The organism is Serratia sp. (in: enterobacteria) (assembly GCF_052400455.1).
GTDB lineage: Bacteria > Pseudomonadota > Gammaproteobacteria > Enterobacterales > Enterobacteriaceae > Serratia > Serratia ureilytica.
On record NZ_CP185812.1, the window covers coordinates 1,902,604 to 1,920,964 of the forward strand.

Here is an 18,361-nt window from a genome sequence, read left to right on the forward strand (position 1 = left end):
CTCAGCGGGTGGCGAACACCACCAGCTGGTAGCCTTTCTGCCCGCAATGGAAAGGCGCCAGCGCCGTCATCCCCAGCCCTTGCACGTGAGCGGCCAACGAATGCGGATTGTCGTCGTCGATAAACAGTGCGCCCACGTCGTAATCATGGCGGGTGTGCGCTTTGACTGCGGCGTAGAGGCGCTTTAATACGCCTTTGCCGCGCCAGGCCATGCCGAGGCAGACCGGGCCGTAGAGAAATACCCGCTGCTCACTCAGCGGCCGTCCGGCGAATGAGTGCGTGGCGAGCGTCGCCAGCATCGCATCCACCACCGGCGGCCGCGGCTGCGCGTCGGCGGGCATCAGGCAAACGAACCCCGCCAGTTGGCCCTCCTGTTCCGCCACCCATATGCCGATGCCGCGGTTGATCGCCGTCAGCTGCGCCTCATTCATGCGCGATACGATAAATCCCTGCCGTTTTTGGCGCTCATCGAGCGCTTCCGGCACGTTTTCCGCCTGCAGCTGCAAAATGGCGGGGTAGTCGGTGGGGCGGGCCTGGCGAATGTTCATGCTGCCTCCTTGGCGTTCAAAGCGTCGTGCGGGTTAACGTTCATCCCACTCATCGGCGGCGGCCTGGCCTTCTTCGGTATCCAACGGCGGCTCGAGCTGGAAGTCGCCTTCCTCCCATTCGTACAGGGTGTTTTCGTCTATCCACTCGGCGGTGATTTCCACCTCGTCGTAGTCACCGTCGAAGATCGCCTGCGCCGCCGCACCGCTGCGCAGCGTCAGGCATTCCACCGCCTCGCCTTCTTCTTCGAAGAACTCCGCCTGCCACATCGTGTCGCCATCCTGCATCACGTACTTTTGCAGATTGAACTGCTGCGGCACCGGCGGTTCGTCACCGCCGCCGCCTTCGGCGGTGTCGAGAAACTCTTCGCGTGCGGCCTCGATGGCTTCTTCCAGGGTTGCATACAGGCTCATGTTCGCCTCCGTTGACAATGAGAGTAAAGCGTCCGGCGTGCTGCCGGCGCGGTGGGGGAAACGTCAAAACTAATTGTTGTCTCACTGGCGCAGGATGCAAATTTTTTTGTTGTCCGCTCTGCGACGACGGTTGTCCGCAAAGCGGGAGAAGCAGGCGCGGAGGCGGGAAATAATGACGGTATCGTTCACTCAGGCATCAGGAGAAGCCCATGTTAATCGACCCTTCAAGCAAATACCGACCGTTCCCGCCGGTGACGTTACCGGATCGCCAGTGGCCTTCGCGTACCCTGCGACAGGCGCCGCGCTGGTGCTCCAGCGATCTGCGCGACGGCAACCAGGCGCTGGCGGAGCCTATGGATAACGCGCGCAAGCGCGAGTTCTATCAGCTGCTGTTGCAGTGCGGTTTCAAAGAGATTGAGGTGGCTTTCCCTTCGGCGTCGCAAACGGACTTCGACTTTGTGCGCGCCCTGATCGACGAGCGGCTGATCCCGGACGATGTCACCATTCAGGTGCTGACGCAGTCGCGCGACGATCTGATCGACCGCACCTTCGAGGCGCTGCAGGGGGCGCCGCGGGCTATCGTGCATCTGTATAACGCCACGGCGCCGATGTTTCGCGACATCGTGTTCCGCCAGGATAAGGCGGCTACCGTGGCGCTGGCGGTGAACGGCGCGCGGCGCATTCGCCGGCATTGCGAGGCGCAGCCCGATACCGTCTGGTGCTTCGAATATTCGCCGGAAACCTTCTGCTTTACCGAATTGGCGTTCGCGCTGGAGATCTGCGAAGCGGTGGCGGATGTTTGGCAACCGGGGGCACAGCGGCCGATGATCATCAACCTGCCGGCGACGGTGGAAGTGAGTACGCCCAACGTGTATGCCGATCAGATCGAATGGTTCTGTCGCCACTTCAGCCGTCGCGCTGATGTGACGATCGGCGTGCACCCGCATAACGATCGCGGCACCGGCGTCGCCTGCGCCGAGCTGGCGCTGCTGGCCGGCGCCGATCGGGTCGAAGGCTGCCTGTTCGGCAACGGCGAGCGTACCGGCAACGTTGATCTGGTCACGCTGGCGTTGAATCTCTATACCCAGGGCGTGGCGCCGGGCCTGGACTTCAGCCGCTTGAAGCAGGTGGTGGAGGTGGTGGAGCAGTGCAATCAGCTGCCGGTACATCCTCGCCATCCTTATGCCGGTGAGTTGGTGTTTACCGCCTTCTCCGGATCGCATCAGGATGCGATCAAGAAAGGCTTCGCCGCGCAACGGCAGCGGCAAGATGGCTGGTGGCAGGTGCCTTACCTGCCGCTCGATCCCGCCGATGTCGGCTGCAGCTATGAGGCGGTGATCCGGGTTAACAGCCAGTCCGGCAAAAGCGGCGCCGCCTGGCTGTTGGAGCAGAACCATGGGCTGGCGTTGCCGCGCGGTCTGCAGATTGATTTCAGCCAGGTGGTCCAGCGGGCGACCGACGGCAGCGGTAAGGAAATGAGCGTCGCGCAGCTGTGGCGCTTATTCCGCGACACTTACGGGCTGGTGGAGCAGCCGCGCTTGCAGCTGTTGAGCTATCAAACGGAAAGTCACGGCGTGGAAGCGTACAGTTTCAACGCGCGAGTCGCCTGGCAGGGGGAGCCTCTGCAGCTGCAGGGGGCCGGCAACGGCCTGCTTTCCAGCGCGGTGGATGCGCTGCGCCAACGCTTCGGTTTACCGTTGGCTATCGAAGATTACCACGAGCATACGCTGGGGCATCAGAGCGACAGCCGAGCGGTGGCTTACATTCGCTGCGTTTTGCCGCACGGCGAGGCGAGCTACGGCGTTGGCATCGACGTCGACTCCGCCAGCGCTTCGCTGCAGGCGTTGTTCAACGTCGCCGGGCGCTATCTGGCGTCAACGTCGGCGCGGCCCGGCTGAAATAGTCGCTGGGCGCTACCCCCAGCACCCGGCGAAACATGGCGCTGAACGCGCTGGGGCTGTCATAGCCGAGATCCAGCGCCACTTCCAACACCGAACGTCCGATCGCCAGCGCGTTCAGCGCCGCCAGTAAACGGGCGCGTCGCACCCAATCGCCAAAACGCAGCCCGGTTTCTCGCTGGAAGCGCCGCGACAGGGTGCGTCCGCTGACATTGAGGCGTTCGGCCGCCTGTTCCAGCGTCCAGGGCTGCGCCAGCGTGGCCTGAATATGGCGGCACAGGGCGAGCAGCGAGGCCTCGCGCGGCTCGGGCAGGTGCAGCGGCAAGCTCGGCAGTACCCGTAATTCATCCAGAATCAACTCCATGATGCGCTCGTCGCGCCCGCCACTGGGGTAGCCGGGCGCAATCTCCATCGCGCTGATAATCAGCTCGCGCAGCAGCGGCGACACCTGCACCACCTGGCACTGAGCCGGCAGATCGGCGCGCGCCAGCGGATCGATGAACAACGTCCTGGCCGCTACCTGGCCGGTGATGCGCAGACTGTGCACCACTTTCGCCGGTACCCAGACGCCGCGGCCGGGCGGCACCACCCAACTGCCGAGTCGGGTAGTGACCTGCACCACGCCGCTCAGGCTGTGGATCAGCTGCGCGCAGTTATGGTAGTGCTCCGGCTCGCTGTCGCCATGATGATAATCCCTGGCTAACGGCCGGACAGGCTGATCGGGCGGCAGAACGTCGTGAAAAAACAGCATCGCTGGCGCCCTCCGCGCGGCAAAAGGATAAGACCAAACAGCATGCCATGCGGCGTTATTTCACGCCAGCCTGTGGCTTTGTGCGTCAATACTTTATAAAATAATATTATATAATTTTATATATTGATGGAGGGTCAATGGATATTGACGCGATGCGTAAGGCGGCGACGCAGGCCGGCGCGATGCTGCGCACCCTGGGCAACGAAGATCGGCTGCTGCTGCTGTGCCGGCTCAGTCAGGGCGAGATGGCGGTGAGCGAGCTGGCGCAGGCGCTGGATATCCGCCAGCCGACGCTGTCCCAGCAGCTTGGCGTGCTGCGGGAGGAAGGGTTGGTATCCACCCGGCGCGCCGGCAAGCAGATTTACTATGCGGTGGCCGATGCCAAAGCGCTGGCGCTGCTCCATACCCTGTATCAGCTCTATTGCCCACAACCGGAGAACCGCGATGACCATTGACTGGCAACACTTCACGCCTTATTCCGCGCTGGCGGGCGGGGCCATTATCGGCGGCGCGGTGGCGCTGCTGCTGCTGTTCAACGGCCGGATCGCCGGCATCAGCGGCATTACCGGCGGTGTATTGAGTGCCGGTGGCCAGGAGCGGGGCTGGCGCGCCGCATTTATTGGCGGGTTGCTGCTCTCTCCCTGGCTGTATGCTGCCGCTGCGGCTTTGCCGTCCGGTGAGATCGCGGTCGGCAACGGCGGGCTGGCGGCCGCAGGGCTGTTGGTGGGATTGGGCACTCGATTGGGCAGCGGTTGCACCAGCGGGCACGGCGTGTGCGGCGTCGCACGGTTGGCGCCGCGTTCGCTGGCCGCCACGGCGGTGTTTATGCTGCTGGGCTTTATGACCGTGTGGTTGATGCGCCACCTGGCGGGAGGTTGAGAATGCTTAAAACGCTGTTGGCGCTGCTGAGCGGCGTCATTTTCGGTCTGGGGCTGATCGTCGCCGGCATGGCCAATCCGGCCAAAGTGTTGGCGTTTCTCGACGTTACCGGCGCGTGGGATCCCTCGCTGGCGTTGGTGATGGCTGGTGCGATCGCGGTGGCGGCGCCGGCCTTCCTGTGGGCGAGGCGACGAGAGCGTAGCCTGTTGGGGGAAACGCTGCAGATCCCGGCCGCCGGGCGTCTGGATCGTCGTTTGCTGGCGGGCAGCGCGCTGTTCGGCATCGGCTGGGGCATCGCGGGTATTTGCCCCGGTCCAGCCTGGGTGTTGGCCGGGGCGGAGATAAGCCGGGTATGGCCGTTCCTGCTGGCAATGCTGGCGGGCATGGCGCTGTATGACGTTATCATGAGGAAGAGGAGGACATGTCGATAGCCAAAGCGGTGTTGCGCATCGCGCGCCCGACCGATCGGTTGCAAGAGATTGCTACGCTGTATTGCCGCGGGCTGGGGTTCGAAAAGCTGGGCGAGTTTGTCGATCATCAGGGGTTCGACGGCATGATGATCGGGCATCCGCAGCATGCCTACCATCTGGAGTTCACGCAGCATCGCGGGGTACGGGTCGGGCAGGCGCCGACGCAGGATCATCTGCTGGTATTTTATCTGCCGGATGAGAACGAATGGCGGGCCGCGTGTGAGCGGATGCGGGCGGCGGGATTCTTATCGGTCGCCGCCTATAATCCCTATTGGGATCGGGCGGGGCAAACCTTTGAAGATCCTGATGGCTACCGGGTGGTATTGCAACATCAGGCCTGGCAGGCATAAAAAAACCGGCGCATCGAGCGCCGGTTTGCGAGATAAAACGGGCTATCCGTCAGGCGTTGGTCGCCGGTTTTTGCGCGCTCTTGGACTGGGTATTTTCCAGCATGCGGCGAATCGGCACGATCAGCACGATAAGCACGGCGGCGCAGATCAGCAACGCGACTGAGCAGCGGGCGAACAGATTCGGCAGCATATCCAGTTGGTCGGCCTTGACGTGACCGCCGATCAGACCGGCTGCCAGGTTGCCCAACGCGCTGGCGCAGAACCACAGCCCCATCATCTGACCGCGCATTCTCTCCGGCGCCAGCAGCGTCATGGTGGCCAGCCCGATCGGGCTCAGGCAGAGTTCACCCAGCGTCAGCATCAGGATACTGCCCACCAGCCACATCGGCGATACGCCGGCGCCGCCGTTGCTCAGCACATTCTGCGCGGCCAGCATCATCAGGCCAAAACCGCCGGCGGCGCACAGAATACCGATCACGAACTTGGTGATGCTGCTCGGACGCACGTTATTGCGCGCCAGCGCAGGCCAGGCCCAGCTGAAGACCGGCGCCAGCAGGATGATGAACAGGGCGTTGATCGACTGGAACCATACCGCCGGGATCTCGAAGTCGCCGATCATGCGATTGGTGTAATCGTTGGCGAACAGGTTAAACGAGGTCGGTTTCTGTTCAAACGCTGACCAGAAGAACGCGGCGGAGATCAGCAGGATGAAGCACACCAGCAGGCGAGCGCGCTCTTTGCGGCTCAGGCCGGCAAAGGCGAACAGATAGATGAAGTACAACGTGACCGACGCGGCGATCACGTACACCAGCACGCTGGCCACCTCGACCGGATTGATGACGATAGTGCCTTGGGCGATCAGCACGATGACCGCCACCAGGATGGCCGCCAACGCCAGCAACCAGGCGCCGACGCCTTTTTTCTTCGCGACCGGGCTGTTCCAGGTGGAGTCCAGGCCCACTTCGCGGTCATAGCGTTTCATCGCCGGGACGGCGAACACCCGGAAGATCACCAGTGCCACCAGCATCCCGATACCGCCGATGCCGAAGCCCCAGTGCCAGCCGTGTGACTTGATCAGCCAGCCGGAGATCAGCGGGGCGATGAACGAACCGATATTGATGCCCATGTAGAACAGCGAGAAACCGCCGTCGCGACGCGCATCGCCTTTCTTGTATAGCGTACCGACCATCACCGAGATACAGGTCTTGAACAGGCCGGAACCGAGCACGATGAACATCAGACCGATGAAGAACAGGTTGGTGCCCATCACTGCGGACAGCGCGATCGACAGGTGGCCGAGCGCGATCAGGATCGAACCGTACCAGACGGCCTTGCGTTGGCCGAGCCAGTTGTCCGCCAGCCAGCCGCCCGGCAGCGCCGCCAGGTACATGCTGCCGGCGAAGATGCCGACGATCGCCGACGCGTTCTCGCGCGCCAGGCCCAGGCCGCCGTCGTACACCGTGGCGGCCATAAACAGGATCAGCAGCGGACGGATGCCATAGAACGAGAAGCGCTCCCACATTTCGGTGAAGAACAGAGAACCCAGCGGATAGGGATGGCCGAAGAAGGTCCGGCTTTCTGACTTATTGACAGAGGATTGCATAACGATTTCCCAATAAAAGGCGCTGCAAGGCTGCAGCCCGTACTGTGGTATGTATGTGTATTTAATGAAGGCGATCCGCCCAATGCGGATTACCCGACAAAACCGCGGCTGCAACGCTGATAAACCGTGGAAAGCGTGCTGACCTTTTCTTCACTTGGCCGATGGTTCACATCTGGCGTGATATTATTTAACCATTTGATAACTGGTCGTTGGTTTTGTCTAGTACCTGTATCCCATTTTTTAGACGAAAAGTCGACAAGCATCTCCTTTTCTGGTTTTTCTGTTGGTTGTGACAGGAATATGATTGACAGCGGGTTTTATGCGCTGAAAGTTAATTATTTGTTGATAAACAAGATGTTGTATTAAGAAAGTTCTGAGTTAGGTGAAAATTCACCGGCGGCGAGAAAGCATTATTAAAAATAGGGGAAACGCGCCGTTGATCCGGCCAATGGCGAAAGCTGGCGATAAATGCAGCTATTGCTCTTCCTGCAGCGTATCTTCCCGCATATAGCCCGGCCGTCGTCGCAGACACCACCAGGAATAGCCGGCGTTGAACAGCACCACCAGCGCGGTGACGCCGAAGACCGCGCGAAAACCGTAACCGGCGGAGACTGCGGCGCCGAGCAGCGGGCCGCTGACGTTGCCGACGTCGCGGAACGACTGGTTATAGCTGAAAATACGGCCGGCCACCTGATTGGTGCAGTTATAAATCAACAGCGTCTGTACCGCCGGCAGCAACGCGCCGTCGGCCGCCCCCAGCAGAAAACGCAGCACCCCGAGTTGCCATGGCGTTTGCACGAACGCCATCGGGATCAGCAGCAGCACCGAAACGATCAGCATGAACACCAGTATGCGTTCCGGGCCGATGCGATCGCCCAGCTTGCCCAGCCGCGGGGCGCTCATCAATGCCGCGACGCCGGGCACCGAGGCGATCAGCCCGCTGATAAACGCCAGATTGTGGGTGGCGCCGGCCAAATCGCGCACATACAGCGTCAGGATCGGCGCGATCGAACCGGTGGCGATCTGGATGATCATGGTGGTGACGAACAGGCTGAGCACCAGCTTCGGGTTTTTCAGCGAAGCGAACACCTGCTTTGCGTGCAGCATGTCGCGCTTTTGCACCGGGGTGAATTGTTCTTTGACATACAGCAGCGTCAGCACGAAGCAGACGAACAGCACCGCGGCGGTGATATAAAACACCGGGCGCAGGCCGTATAAATCGGCCAGCAGCCCCCCGATCAGCGGGCCGATCAGCGCACCGCCGACGCCGCCGGTGGACAGGGTGCCGAGCGCCCAGCCGCTGCGGTTGCGCGGCACCTGGGTGGCGATCAGCGCGTTGGCGTTGGGAATGAACCCGCCGAGCAGCCCCAGCACCGCACGCAGTGCGAGAAACTGCCAGACCGTTTGCGCCATGCCCATCAGCGCCATGACGATCGCCATACCGAGCGCCGAACGCAGCAGCATCAGTTTGCGGCCGCGTCGATCGGCCAGGGCGCCCCAGAACGGTGCGGCGATAGCGGAAAACAGGAAGGTGATGCTGAACAGCAGACCGGACCACATGTTGAGCGCCTGATGGCCGGTAACGCCCAGCGTCTCTACGTACAGCGGCAGAAACGGCATCACCAGGCTGAAGGCGGCGCCGGTGAGAAAACATCCCAGCCAGGCGACGAAAAGATTGCGTTTCCAGTTAACGGGTTCTGCTGCCGAAGCCATAAATGTCCACTGCCGAAAGGTGACGCGTTTTGCCGGCGGCGAGATGATGGGGCAAAACGTGAAAGTTAGCGTGGTAAGTATGCGCCGCAGGCGCGGCGACGGCAAACGAGGGGACGCAGATAGGGCAAAAAATGAAATAAAGTTTTAAAAATGGCGTTTAAACCTTATTCCGCGCTTGGCGCGCGGAATTTACAGCGTTTTATAGTCCGGCCAGCGCCTCGAAACCGGCGGCGGTGGTGGTGGCGCTAAAGTCGGTGACCTCGTAGTGGGCCACGGCGTTGAACGGATCTTCGGCCAGGATGGCGTCCAGCCGAGCACGCTCAATGCCTTTGGCCAGGATCACGCCGCCGGTGCGGGGATTCTTGCGGCCGGAGGCGACGAAGGTGCCGTCCTGAAAATATTTCTTAAGCCAGGCGATGTGCCCGTCAAGGTGGCTGTCGACGTCGGCGATCGGGCGATGGTAGGTCAGGCTGACAATGTACATGGCGGCTCCAAGGGTGGCGGCAAAAGCATTACCATCCCACCCTCGCCGGCGATTCTCAAGGGGCGCGCAATAAAAAACCCGCCGGCGGCGGGTTTGCGTGATCAGTACAGCGAAGGCTCGCCTTCCGGGCGGGTCTTGAAGCGGCGGTGCAGCCACATGTATTGGTCCGGCGCCATCAGGATCTCTTTTTCCACCACTTTATTCATAAAGGCGGCGGCGTCGAGTTCGTTGTCCAGCGGGAAGTTTTCCACCGCCGGCTGCATGATCAGCTCATAGCCTTTGCCGTCCGGCAGGCGACGCGGGGTGAACGGAATGATCGCCGGTTTGCCCATCCGCACCAGCACGTAGCTGCCGGTGGTGGTGGCGGCTTTATCCACCGCGAACAGCGGCACGAAAACGCTGCTGCGCGGGCCGTAGTCGTGATCCGGCGCATACCAGATGATATCGCCCTGTTTCAGGGCGCGGATCATGCCTTTGACGTCTTTACGATCCAGCATCGATTTGTTGGAGCGCATCCGGCCCCAGGTTTGCAGCCAGTCCATCAGCTTGTTGTCGTGCGGGCGGTAAACGCCGATGCCCGGGTTGTGAATGCCGAAGATGCGCGCGCCCAGCTCCAGCGTCAAAAAGTGCAGGCCAATCAGCAACACGCCCTGATGGTTGTCGCGCGCTTTTTGAATGTGCTCCAGGCCGCTGACCTTGAACCAGCGCTCGATGCGCCAGTTCGGCCAGAACCACGCCATGCCGGTTTCAAACAACCCCATGCCGACCGATTCGAAATTCTTTACCACCAGCGCATCGCGTTCAGCCTGCGGCATGTCGGGAAAACAGAGTTCGAGGTTACGTTGGGCGATAACGACGCGTCGCTTGAGAAAGCGCATGGAAAATCGCCCGATCGAGGTGCCGAGCCAGTAGATAACGGGATAAGGCAGCAACACCAGCAGATACAGCAAGCCGATGCCTACCCAGGTCAGCCAGTAGCGCGGGTGCAGTAAGGAGCGATTGAAAGTAGGAACTTGAGTCATGGGTTCTCTGTTTTAATACGGTTGTTTAAGTGTAATGACAGAGTCATAGCATGGTCTGACGGCCGGGTGGGCTCGGTCGCTAGGTTCGTTTCTGCCGATTGTTTGCGACTATTGTGGCATTTTTCTGACGATCCGGGAAAACACAACGCATTAAAATCCCTTTTTGGGCGTTAAATATGCATCGAATGCCGAATTTTTCCACAATGTTTCCTGCCAAAAGCCCATGGCGATATCCTTATCAGGAAGGTCAATACGGTGGCATCCGGGATGAGTGAGCGATGCAGGTATGCGCACGCGAGCGCCAGGGCTGCGCGGCGGCGGTTTTTCGGGTATGATGTGCGCCGCGCGCGGGCCGGCTGGCTGCGCGCGGTAATCAGTCACCTCCCGAAAGACAGGAAAGTACACCATGCCAGTGTTACATAACCGAATTTCTAATGAGGAACTGAAGGCGCGCATGCTGGCGGAAACCGAGCCGCGCACCACAGTTTCTTTTTACAAATACTTCTCCATCGACGATCCCAAGGCGTTTCGCGACAGCCTGTACGTTCAGTTCGAAAAACTGAAGGTGTTCGGCCGCATCTACGTGGCGAAAGAGGGCATCAACGCGCAGATCAGCGTGCCGCAGCATAACTTCGACGCGTTTAAAGCCGCGCTGTTCGCCTCGCACCCGGCGTTGGATCAGGTCCGCCTGAATATCGCGCTGGAAGACGACGGCAAGTCCTTCTGGGTGCTGCGCCTCAAGGTGCGCGAGCGCATCGTGGCTGACGGCATCGATGACGAGAGCTTCGATCCGAGCAACGTCGGTGAGTATCTGCAGGCCGATCGCGTCAATCAGATGATCGACGATCCGAATACGGTATTCGTCGATATGCGCAACCACTATGAGTACGAAGTCGGCCATTTCGAAAACGCCATCGAGGTGCCGTCGGATACCTTCCGCGATCAGCTGCCGATGGCGGTGGAGATGTTGCAGGACAGCAAAGACAAGAATATCGTCATGTACTGCACCGGCGGCATTCGCTGTGAAAAAGCCAGCGCCTATATGCTGCACAACGGCTTTAAAAACATCTACCACGTGGAAGGCGGGATTATCGAGTACACCCGCAAAGCGAAAGAACAGGGGTTGCCGCTGAAGTTTATCGGCAAAAACTTCGTGTTCGATGAGCGTATGGGTGAGCGCATCTCCGACGATGTGATCGCCAACTGCCACCAGTGCGGCGCACCGTGCGACACCCATACCAACTGCAAGAACGACGGCTGCCATCTGCTGTTCATTCAGTGCCCGAGCTGCGCCGCCAAGTTTGAAGGATGCTGCAGTGAGATTTGCCGCGAAGAGCTGAAGCTGCCGCGCGAAGAGCAGCGCGCGCGCCGTGCCGGCCGCGAAAATGGCGTCAAGATTTTCAATAAATCGAAAGGATTGTTGCAGACCACGATGCACATTCCGGCACCGGAAGAAGAAGGCCCAGCCCGCTGAGCCTGAGGAACCGACAAGCCCGGCCGCCAAGCCGGGCTTTTTTTTATTTCTCGCGCACGCCTTCTACGGAGATGATCAGCTCAACGTCTTGCGACGCCGGGCCAAGATCGGTGGTGATGCCGAAATCTTTCAGCTTGATCTTGCCGTTGGCTTCAAAGCCGGCGCGGTAGCCGCCCCACGGATCGTTGCCCTGGCCAATCAGTTTGGCATCGAGCGTAACCGGTTTGGTGACGCCGTTCAGCGTCAGGTTACCGACCACCGCGTAACCGTCGCCGCTTTTCTTCACTTCGGTGGATTCAAACTTGGCTTGCTTGTTCTTCTCCACGTTGAGGAACTCGGCGCTGCGCAGGTGCTTGTCGCGCTCGGCGTGGTTGGTGTCGACGCTGGCGGTATTGATGGTCACGTTGACCTTGTCCTTGGACGGATCTTTCTCGTCGAAGGTGAAGCCGCCGTCGAAGTCTTTAAAGCTGCCGTACAGCCAGCTGTAGCCCAGGTGCTGGATGCGGAATTCGATAAAGGCGTGTTGGCCTTGTTTATCGATCTTGTAGTCTGCCGCCAGTGCGGAACCGGCGCTCAGCAGCAGGGCGCCTGCGGTCAGGCCCAATACGGTCTTTTTCAACATAGCAATCTCCATAAATCCAAAGGTTAATCGGCGCTGCTACCCAGCATCCGTTTCAAAGTGACATCACGATCGATAAAGTGATGTTTAAGCGCGGCCAGCCCGTGCAGTACCGAGAGCACTACCACGGCCCAGGCCAGGTAAAGGTGTATGGCGCCGGCGGTGTCGGCCTGTTCCGCCATGCCGGTCACGGTGGCGGGCACGTTGAACCAGCCGAACACGCTGATCGGTTGGCCGTCTGCGGTGGAGATCAGATAGCCGCTGATCAGAATGCCGAACAACACGGCGTACAGCGCCAGATGCGCGAGGATGGCGCTGACGCGAGTGAGGCGGCCATAGCTGGCCAGCGGTTTGGGCGGCGGTGAGACAAAGCGCCAGACCACGCGGATCACCATCACAATGAACAGCAGCGTGCCGATGCTTTTGTGGATCTCCGGCGCCTGATGGTACCAGACGTCGTAATAGCCCAGCGTGACCATCCACAGGCCGAGTGCGAACATGCCGTACACCGTCAGCGCCACCAGCCAGTGGATCAACACTGACACATGGCCGAAACGATCGGCGGTATTTTTCCAGAGCATCCTGTTTCCTTCGATTACCGATTGGCTGGCTGCAATAATTAAACTTTAGGAAACATAAAATCAATAATAAATTTAACTATGTTACTACTTTGAAATATTAGTCAGTGAATTTGTTCGAGATGTTCGGAGTTAATCAGATAAATCGTTGGAGATAATATTATTTCGCTCACGAGAGTTTCATGCTAATCATTGAAAAATGGGGCTATTATCTATTAATGTCAGCTTTTGTCATTTTACGTAAACCCCTCGTGAGTTGCCCGGCGAGATTATTTGTTGGCAAAGGTTATGCCTATTTATTGCGGCGCAGGGCAGGGCGGAAAGATTAACTTTGTCGAACGGTTGCGCTAAATCCCCTGCGGTGCAGCGGCGGATTTTGCTACCATTAGCGCCAAGAGCCGGCGCCCTGGCGCCGGTTAACCCAGTGAAATAACAAGGAAACGTCATGGGCCGAACCCGTGTGACCGACAGCAGCCTGCGACTGGCCGTCCTGCTGGCGATGTTGGTGATCATTTTGGCCGGGGTGAAAGCCGCCGCCGACATTGTGGTGCCGTTTTTGCTGGCGGTATTTCTCGCCATGGTGCTGAATCCGCTGGTGGCGATGCTGGAGCGTAAACGGGTGCCGCGTATCGTCGGGGTGACGCTGCTGGTGACGGCGGTGATCGTGGTCGTGATGCTGTTTATCGGCATGCTGGGGGCTTCGCTGAACGAGTTCGCCCGTTCGCTGCCGCAGTACCGCGGCATGATGATCGAGAAGCTGCGCGAGCTGCAGCATTACGCCGGCCGTTTCAATATCAGCCTTTCCAGCGAAGCGATGCTGCAGTATGTCGATCCCAGCGCGGCGATGAATCTGGTCACCCGCATGCTGGGGCACCTGTCTGGCGCGATGACCAACGTCTTCCTGCTGCTGATGACCGTGGTGTTTATGCTGTTCGAAGTGCAGTTGCTGCCTTACAAGCTGCAGCAGGCGCTGGATAAACCGAACGAGGGGCTCGCCGCGATGCGGCGGGCGCTGGATGGCGTGACGCGCTATCTGGTGATTAAAACCATCATCAGCCTGGCCACGGGGGTAATCGTCTGGATCTTCCTGGCGGCGGTCGGCGTGCGTTTTGCCTTTATCTGGGGGCTGCTGGCATTTCTGCTTAACTACATTCCCAACATTGGCTCGGTATTGGCCGCCATTCCGCCGCTGATTCAGGCGCTGTTGTTCAACGGATTAGGAGATGCGCTGGTGGTGGCGGGCGGCTTTATCGCTGTCAACATGGTGATCGGCAATATCCTCGAGCCGCGCGTGATGGGGCGCGGGCTGGGGCTGTCGACGCTGGTGGTGTTCCTGTCGCTGATCTTTTGGGGCTGGCTGCTCGGCCCGGTGGGCATGTTGCTGTCGGTGCCGCTGACGATCGTGGCGCGCATCGCGCTGGAGACTACCGAGGGCGGCTATCGGCTGGCGGTTATCCTGGGGGACGGCCGCCCGCCGCGCCAGCCTCCGGCGGCGCCGGAGTGAGGAATATTTTGCCATTCACGCCGGGCTGGGCGGCGTGGTGCAGCGCCGCTGCGTACTGACGCAAAGGATAAATCGCGGCGGGCGGGCGCAGCGCCAGCTGGCCGCGTCGCAGCAGCAGGAATAACTGATAAAACGCCGTCTGCCATTGCGCCGGCGCTGCCTGTGCGTTCCATTTGCGCAAGTGGAACAGCGAAGCGCGCAGCTTTAACTCGTCCACCACGCGCCGCCAGTCTACCTGGCGGCCGCTCAGCAGGCCCAGCGCCACAAAATCGCCGCCGGTGCGAACCGCCCGCGCCAACTGCAATCCGTCTTCTCCGCCAATGCAGTCGATGGCCGCACGGGCGCCAAAATTCGTCATTTCCGCCAGCTGCGGCGCTTCGATAACGCGCCAGGCGCCGGCGGCCAGCAACGCCTGGCGATGAGCGGCGTTGCGCGCCACGACCGCCAGACGAATGCCGCGCAGCGCCGTCAGCTGCGCCAGCAGCAGGCTGACAGCGGAGCCGCCGCCGTTGAGCAGCAGTACGTCGCCGGCGCTGAGCGGCAGCCATTGGGTCAACAGCACCCAGCAGGTGAGCGGGTTGATATAGATTTGCGCTGCGCAGGCGTCGTCGATGTCGTCCGGCACCCAGACCACCCGATCTTCAGGCAGCGTGACGAACGTTTGCCAACTGCCGTTACCCGCTACCGCCAGCGCGCGTCGGCCCGTTGAATGCCCATTCTGCGGATTGACGACGACGCCCACGCCTTCATATCCCGGCACCTGAGGAAGGGCGATGCGGTGCGCGTATTGGCCGTGGATCGGGATCAGATCGGAAGGGTTGATCGGGGCATAGCGCATCTGCAATAACCGCTGTCCGGGGCGCAGCAACGGTCTGCTCGTCTGCTGCAATTCCAGCACCTGGGCGGGATCGCCGAAGCGGTTGAAGCTCAATCGGGGAAATAACGGCGGCATGGCTTACATGACGAAAAAGAAATAGACATCCAACGCCAGCAGCACCAGCCACAGACAAAGGTACAGCACCAGATGCTCACGCACATTGTTGACGATAGCCGCCAGTATTCGGTTTAACATTTCAGCCGCCTGAAGAGAAGGACCCTTGATTATAGTCCTTTTCTCGGCGTCATTTATAGCGCGCCGCGCGTGAGTGGCGGGAAAGTGGCGATAAAAAAGCCTGCGTTATCGCAGGCTTGAGGTTACACGGCCAACAGCGCCAGCGGCGTTGAATTCGCCGGCGTGCTCGGCGGGTAGAAATAGCGCAGCACGTTATACAGCGAGTAAAACTCCAGCCGGTTGCGCGCGTTGATCTTTTCCGTGATGTGACGCTTGTGCACATAGACCGTATGGGAGCTGATCTGCAGTTTTTTCGCAATGCGGTAGTTAGGCATCTCTGCCATCCAATACTTCATTACCGTCAGCTCCTGCGGGCTGAACAGGGAACGCTCTTCGCCGTCATCGGCCAGCGCCAGCGGATTCTCGCGCAGCGTGCGTAAGGTGAGCGGCAGAATGCTTTTATTGAACAGAAAGGCGTTATCGGCGATGCGCATTGGCGCTTCGCTGTAAGGGTAAGGTGTATCGAGATAAATAAACAGCAAGGCGCACTGGCTGGCTTCCATAAAGGCCTGCAGTTGCGCGTCCGCTTCGTTATAGCGGCATTGGTTGCTGAGGTTCACCAGAATGTGGCTCGGCTGAAAGCTGGCCAACAGCGATGTAGCGTATTCAATGCTGTGGCAGCACTTGATCGTCGTGATCCCACTATCAGCAAAGTAGCTGGCTATACCGACCCGGGTGAAGCAGCATTCGTCCACGACAAGTAGTTTCATGGTGACGTCCTTGTTGAAAGCCGATGGAGCATATCTTCTGTAAAATAGGACTTACACTGCAAGTGTTCAATTCGGAAATTCAACTGCTGAATATAAGAAATTTCCGTTATCAGGATTTTTACTTGGTATTTAAAAGAGTTAGCAGGTTAACAAATTGTAACCGCCAAATTTCGCTGTCCAGTGCCTGAGGGGGACTTGGACAGCGAAATCCTTCGCTCAGCTAAATCGTTTCAGACCAAAGCTTGAGACGTCAACCGGCGGCGCTTTGTCCTGCGCGAACAGCGCGGCGATCTCGCCCAGAGCGCTGGCGAACTTGAAGCCGTGGCCGCTCAATCCGCTGATGACCATCAGGCGATCGCAATCCGGCAGGGTATCGATAATAAAGTCTTCGTCGGGGCTCATATCATAGCTGCAGGCTTCACCGTGTAAACATACGCCTACACCCGGCAAAAATTGCCGCAGGAAGGAGAAAACTTCCGTGCCGTCGCTGGCGTAGCTGCCGAAGGGTTTGCGCTGCTCGGGGGCATCCATCGGCTGGCCGCCGTCATGTTTGCCCACTTTCAGGCCGTCGTTATCCGCCGGAAAACCGTAATAGTGCGTGCCGTCTTGCGCTTCGACGGTAAAGGCCGGGAAACGATTGTTCACGCTGTAGCGGCCATCTGCCTGATGCCAGGAGAAGACTTTGCGCAGTGGCGCGATCGGCAGTTGCGGCAACAGCGCTTTGACCCAGGTGCCGGCGGTGATCACCGCTTTTCGCGCCGTGAAACGCCCTTCGCCGGTGATGACCTCAACGCCGCCATCGATGGGTTCTACCGCGTTGACCGGGCAGTTGAACAGCTGGCTGCAGCCGGCTTCTTTCGCCAGCTTGATCAGGCTGGTTATCGCCAGCTCGGCACGCAGGAACCCCGCGTCTGGCTCGAATACGCCGACATAACCTTCCGGTGCTCGGAATTCCGGCCAGCGCTGATTGATCTGTTCGGCGCTGAGGGTTTGCGCGTTCAGGCGGAATTTTTGCGCGCTGAGCTGCGCATTGCGAATGAATTCGGAGTGCTGTGGCCCCAGGTTGAACACGCCGCACGACTGGAACAGTTCCTCGCCGGATTGTTGAATCAGCGCATTCCACAGCGCCTGCGCGCGCAGCACCAGCGGCACGTACTTTTCGCCTTCGCCGTATGCGTGACGGATAATGCGGGTATCGCCGTGATGGCTGCCGTTTCGGTGCGGAGGGATAGCGCTGTCGATCATCAGCACTTTCAAGCCGGCCCGCGTGGCATAATAGCCTGCCGCCGCGCCGACGGAACCGCTGCCCACCACAATCAAATCATATTCCACGTGCCAACCCTCTCTGATAGCGATTTCTTATGCCCCCATGATAAAAGGTTGGCGGACGCAATGCACTGATTGAACGGCGAAAGGCGAAGAAAAGGCGCCGGGAAAGGTCGCGGCGCCTTAGGGGGTAGGAGACGATGAATCAATGTTTTCTGCGATCAAGATCCTGGTAATCCGTAGCTTCAATCTTGGCGATGCCGGCCTCTAAGATATTGATTAATTGACGGGCGACATCTGTGGTCAGCCAAAGCGTTCGGTCTACTTGGGCTTCTTCGGGCGTTTGGTCTAGTGAAGACAGGTAATGAAGGCGTATCATCATGGCGTCGTAAACGTCGACAGTACTGATATCCCAACCGACAAGCGGGTGCGTCTGAATTACTTCATCATTTCTGTCCATAAAGACCCCTTATTGAGTAGTAACTACCGTGAGTGACTAACGAGGATCAATGCGGCTCATCATCATGAGAGCAATTACAGTATACGCATCCGCTTTCATCGGTGGAGGGGTTGTCACCTAAAATTGCAAAATAAATATTTATTTGAACAATTATTCTACAAATTCGGGTGCGAACGCGCGATGAGTAAAGCCTGTGGCGTTATTCCGCGCCGCCGGTGGGTGGGGCGGAGCCGTGCAGACATTTTTCCAGTTCTTCTGCCAAGTGCGCGAAATGTTTCTGCGTTTCGGCGTCGCGATTCTGGCTTTGCGATTCCAGCCTCAGGCTGTGGATCAGCCGTTGGTTGGCTTTGTCATCCAGGCTGAAGGCCAGGTAAGAGAAGGCCACTTCCAGTACGTTCAAGCGTCTTTTTTGATCGGCAATCAGCGCCAGCAATTCGCCAAACGTCATTGCGTCTTCGGATTTCACCTTGTCCGGGGCCATGCTTACTCCTTTGCGTTAAATACAGCGCTG

General features: G+C 59.4%; 22 protein-coding genes. 7 read left to right on the forward strand and 15 right to left on the reverse strand.

Annotation, left to right across the window (positions count from 1 at the left end; genetic code table 11):
• Position 1: 1 nt before the first annotated feature.
• Together ACORQT_RS09075 and ACORQT_RS09080 are read right to left on the reverse strand one after the other, a co-directional pair.
• Positions 2–547, reverse strand: coding sequence for a GNAT family N-acetyltransferase (locus tag ACORQT_RS09075; protein WP_046686840.1), 546 nt, complete (start codon positions 545–547; stop codon positions 2–4).
• Positions 548–580: 33 nt separating this feature from the next.
• The gene (locus tag ACORQT_RS09080; protein ID WP_015377419.1) at positions 581–958 is read right to left on the reverse strand and encodes a MysB family protein; all 378 of its coding nucleotides are present in this window, start codon (positions 956–958) and stop codon (positions 581–583) included.
• 209 nt (positions 959–1,167) lie between these two features.
• Here ACORQT_RS09080 and leuA point away from each other — a divergent pair, with 209 nt between their 5' ends.
• Entirely contained in the window at positions 1,168–2,856 is a 1,689-nt protein-coding gene (leuA, locus tag ACORQT_RS09085) for a 2-isopropylmalate synthase (RefSeq protein ID WP_046686841.1), read from the forward strand.
• Here the strand turns inward: leuA and ACORQT_RS09090 are convergent.
• Positions 2,807–3,607 carry an AraC family transcriptional regulator gene (locus tag ACORQT_RS09090; RefSeq protein WP_033642662.1) on the reverse strand — a complete coding sequence of 267 codons (801 nt, stop codon included), beginning with the start codon at positions 3,605–3,607 and terminating at the stop codon, positions 2,807–2,809. The two genes, leuA and ACORQT_RS09090, sit on opposite strands and share 50 nt — an antisense overlap.
• Before the next feature lie 137 nt (positions 3,608–3,744).
• Between ACORQT_RS09090 and ACORQT_RS09095 the strand changes: the two genes are divergently transcribed.
• From ACORQT_RS09095 to ACORQT_RS09110, 4 genes are read left to right on the forward strand one after another with little or no spacing between them, the layout of a single operon-like run.
• Positions 3,745–4,062: an ArsR/SmtB family transcription factor gene (locus tag ACORQT_RS09095; RefSeq protein WP_069100846.1), complete on the forward strand. Its 318-nt coding sequence runs from the start codon at positions 3,745–3,747 to the stop codon at positions 4,060–4,062.
• A complete protein-coding gene (locus tag ACORQT_RS09100; RefSeq protein ID WP_033642664.1) occupies positions 4,052–4,486 on the forward strand; it encodes a YeeE/YedE family protein in 435 nt (144 codons plus the stop codon). Before ACORQT_RS09095 ends, ACORQT_RS09100 begins: the two co-directional genes overlap by 11 nt.
• 2 nt (positions 4,487–4,488) lie before the next feature.
• On the forward strand, positions 4,489–4,917 hold the full coding sequence (locus ACORQT_RS09105) for a YeeE/YedE family protein (RefSeq protein ID WP_164057159.1): 429 nt from the start codon (positions 4,489–4,491) through the stop codon (positions 4,915–4,917).
• Positions 4,908–5,306 carry a VOC family protein gene (locus ACORQT_RS09110; RefSeq protein WP_033642666.1) on the forward strand — a complete coding sequence of 133 codons (399 nt, stop codon included), beginning with the start codon at positions 4,908–4,910 and terminating at the stop codon, positions 5,304–5,306. Before ACORQT_RS09105 ends, ACORQT_RS09110 begins: the two co-directional genes overlap by 10 nt.
• A 49-nt stretch (positions 5,307–5,355) precedes the next feature.
• Here the strand turns inward: ACORQT_RS09110 and ACORQT_RS09115 are convergent, their stop codons facing one another.
• From ACORQT_RS09115 to ACORQT_RS09130, 4 genes are all read right to left on the reverse strand, one after another.
• Positions 5,356–6,909 (reverse strand): peptide MFS transporter, encoded by a 1,554-nt coding sequence (locus ACORQT_RS09115; protein ID WP_042784184.1) that lies wholly within the window; start codon positions 6,907–6,909, stop codon positions 5,356–5,358.
• A gap of 474 nt (positions 6,910–7,383) precedes the next feature.
• Entirely contained in the window at positions 7,384–8,622 is a 1,239-nt protein-coding gene (gene mdtG, locus ACORQT_RS09120) for a multidrug efflux MFS transporter MdtG (protein WP_046686848.1), read from the reverse strand.
• 199 nt (positions 8,623–8,821) lie between these two features.
• Positions 8,822–9,106 (reverse strand): YciI family protein, encoded by a 285-nt coding sequence (locus ACORQT_RS09125; protein ID WP_033642669.1) that lies wholly within the window; start codon positions 9,104–9,106, stop codon positions 8,822–8,824.
• 101 nt (positions 9,107–9,207) lie between these two features.
• Positions 9,208–10,128, reverse strand: coding sequence for a Kdo(2)-lipid IV(A) acyltransferase (locus ACORQT_RS09130; protein ID WP_025159951.1), 921 nt, complete (start codon positions 10,126–10,128; stop codon positions 9,208–9,210).
• Positions 10,129–10,534: 406 nt separating this feature from the next.
• Here ACORQT_RS09130 and trhO point away from each other — a divergent pair, with 406 nt between their 5' ends.
• A complete protein-coding gene (trhO, locus tag ACORQT_RS09135; protein WP_033638032.1) occupies positions 10,535–11,602 on the forward strand; it encodes an oxygen-dependent tRNA uridine(34) hydroxylase TrhO in 1,068 nt (355 codons plus the stop codon).
• Between the two features lie 43 nt (positions 11,603–11,645).
• Here trhO and ACORQT_RS09140 read toward each other — a convergent pair whose 3' ends face one another.
• Both ACORQT_RS09140 and ACORQT_RS09145 read right to left on the reverse strand, forming a co-directional pair.
• On the reverse strand, positions 11,646–12,224 hold the full coding sequence (locus tag ACORQT_RS09140; protein ID WP_016928208.1) for a YceI family protein: 579 nt from the start codon (positions 12,222–12,224) through the stop codon (positions 11,646–11,648).
• A gap of 23 nt (positions 12,225–12,247) precedes the next feature.
• Positions 12,248–12,802: a cytochrome b gene (locus tag ACORQT_RS09145; RefSeq protein ID WP_033642671.1), complete on the reverse strand. Its 555-nt coding sequence runs from the start codon at positions 12,800–12,802 to the stop codon at positions 12,248–12,250.
• Between the two features lie 442 nt (positions 12,803–13,244).
• On the opposite strand from ACORQT_RS09145, the gene ACORQT_RS09150 reads away from it, so the two are divergent.
• Positions 13,245–14,303 carry an AI-2E family transporter gene (locus tag ACORQT_RS09150; protein ID WP_042784187.1) on the forward strand — a complete coding sequence of 353 codons (1,059 nt, stop codon included), beginning with the start codon at positions 13,245–13,247 and terminating at the stop codon, positions 14,301–14,303.
• Here ACORQT_RS09150 and ACORQT_RS09155 read toward each other — a convergent pair.
• The 6 genes from ACORQT_RS09155 to ACORQT_RS09180 form a co-directional block, all read right to left on the reverse strand.
• Positions 14,251–15,255, reverse strand: a complete 1,005-nt coding sequence (locus ACORQT_RS09155) for a zinc-dependent alcohol dehydrogenase family protein (protein WP_164057157.1) — start codon at positions 15,253–15,255, stop codon at positions 14,251–14,253. The two genes, ACORQT_RS09150 and ACORQT_RS09155, sit on opposite strands and share 53 nt — an antisense overlap.
• A gap of 3 nt (positions 15,256–15,258) precedes the next feature.
• Positions 15,259–15,375 (reverse strand): DUF2770 family protein, encoded by a 117-nt coding sequence (locus ACORQT_RS09160; protein ID WP_004927822.1) that lies wholly within the window; start codon positions 15,373–15,375, stop codon positions 15,259–15,261.
• Between the two features lie 122 nt (positions 15,376–15,497).
• The gene (locus tag ACORQT_RS09165; RefSeq protein WP_042784193.1) at positions 15,498–16,124 is read right to left on the reverse strand and encodes a LuxR C-terminal-related transcriptional regulator; all 627 of its coding nucleotides are present in this window, start codon (positions 16,122–16,124) and stop codon (positions 15,498–15,500) included.
• Positions 16,125–16,340: 216 nt separating this feature from the next.
• A complete protein-coding gene (gene solA / locus ACORQT_RS09170) occupies positions 16,341–17,456 on the reverse strand; it encodes an N-methyl-L-tryptophan oxidase (RefSeq protein WP_164057156.1) in 1,116 nt (371 codons plus the stop codon).
• A gap of 139 nt (positions 17,457–17,595) precedes the next feature.
• Positions 17,596–17,850 carry a biofilm formation regulator BssS gene (gene bssS, locus ACORQT_RS09175; protein ID WP_004927812.1) on the reverse strand — a complete coding sequence of 85 codons (255 nt, stop codon included), beginning with the start codon at positions 17,848–17,850 and terminating at the stop codon, positions 17,596–17,598.
• A gap of 199 nt (positions 17,851–18,049) precedes the next feature.
• Positions 18,050–18,331, reverse strand: coding sequence for a hypothetical protein (locus ACORQT_RS09180; RefSeq protein WP_046686854.1), 282 nt, complete (start codon positions 18,329–18,331; stop codon positions 18,050–18,052).
• Positions 18,332–18,361: the final 30 nt, after the last annotated feature.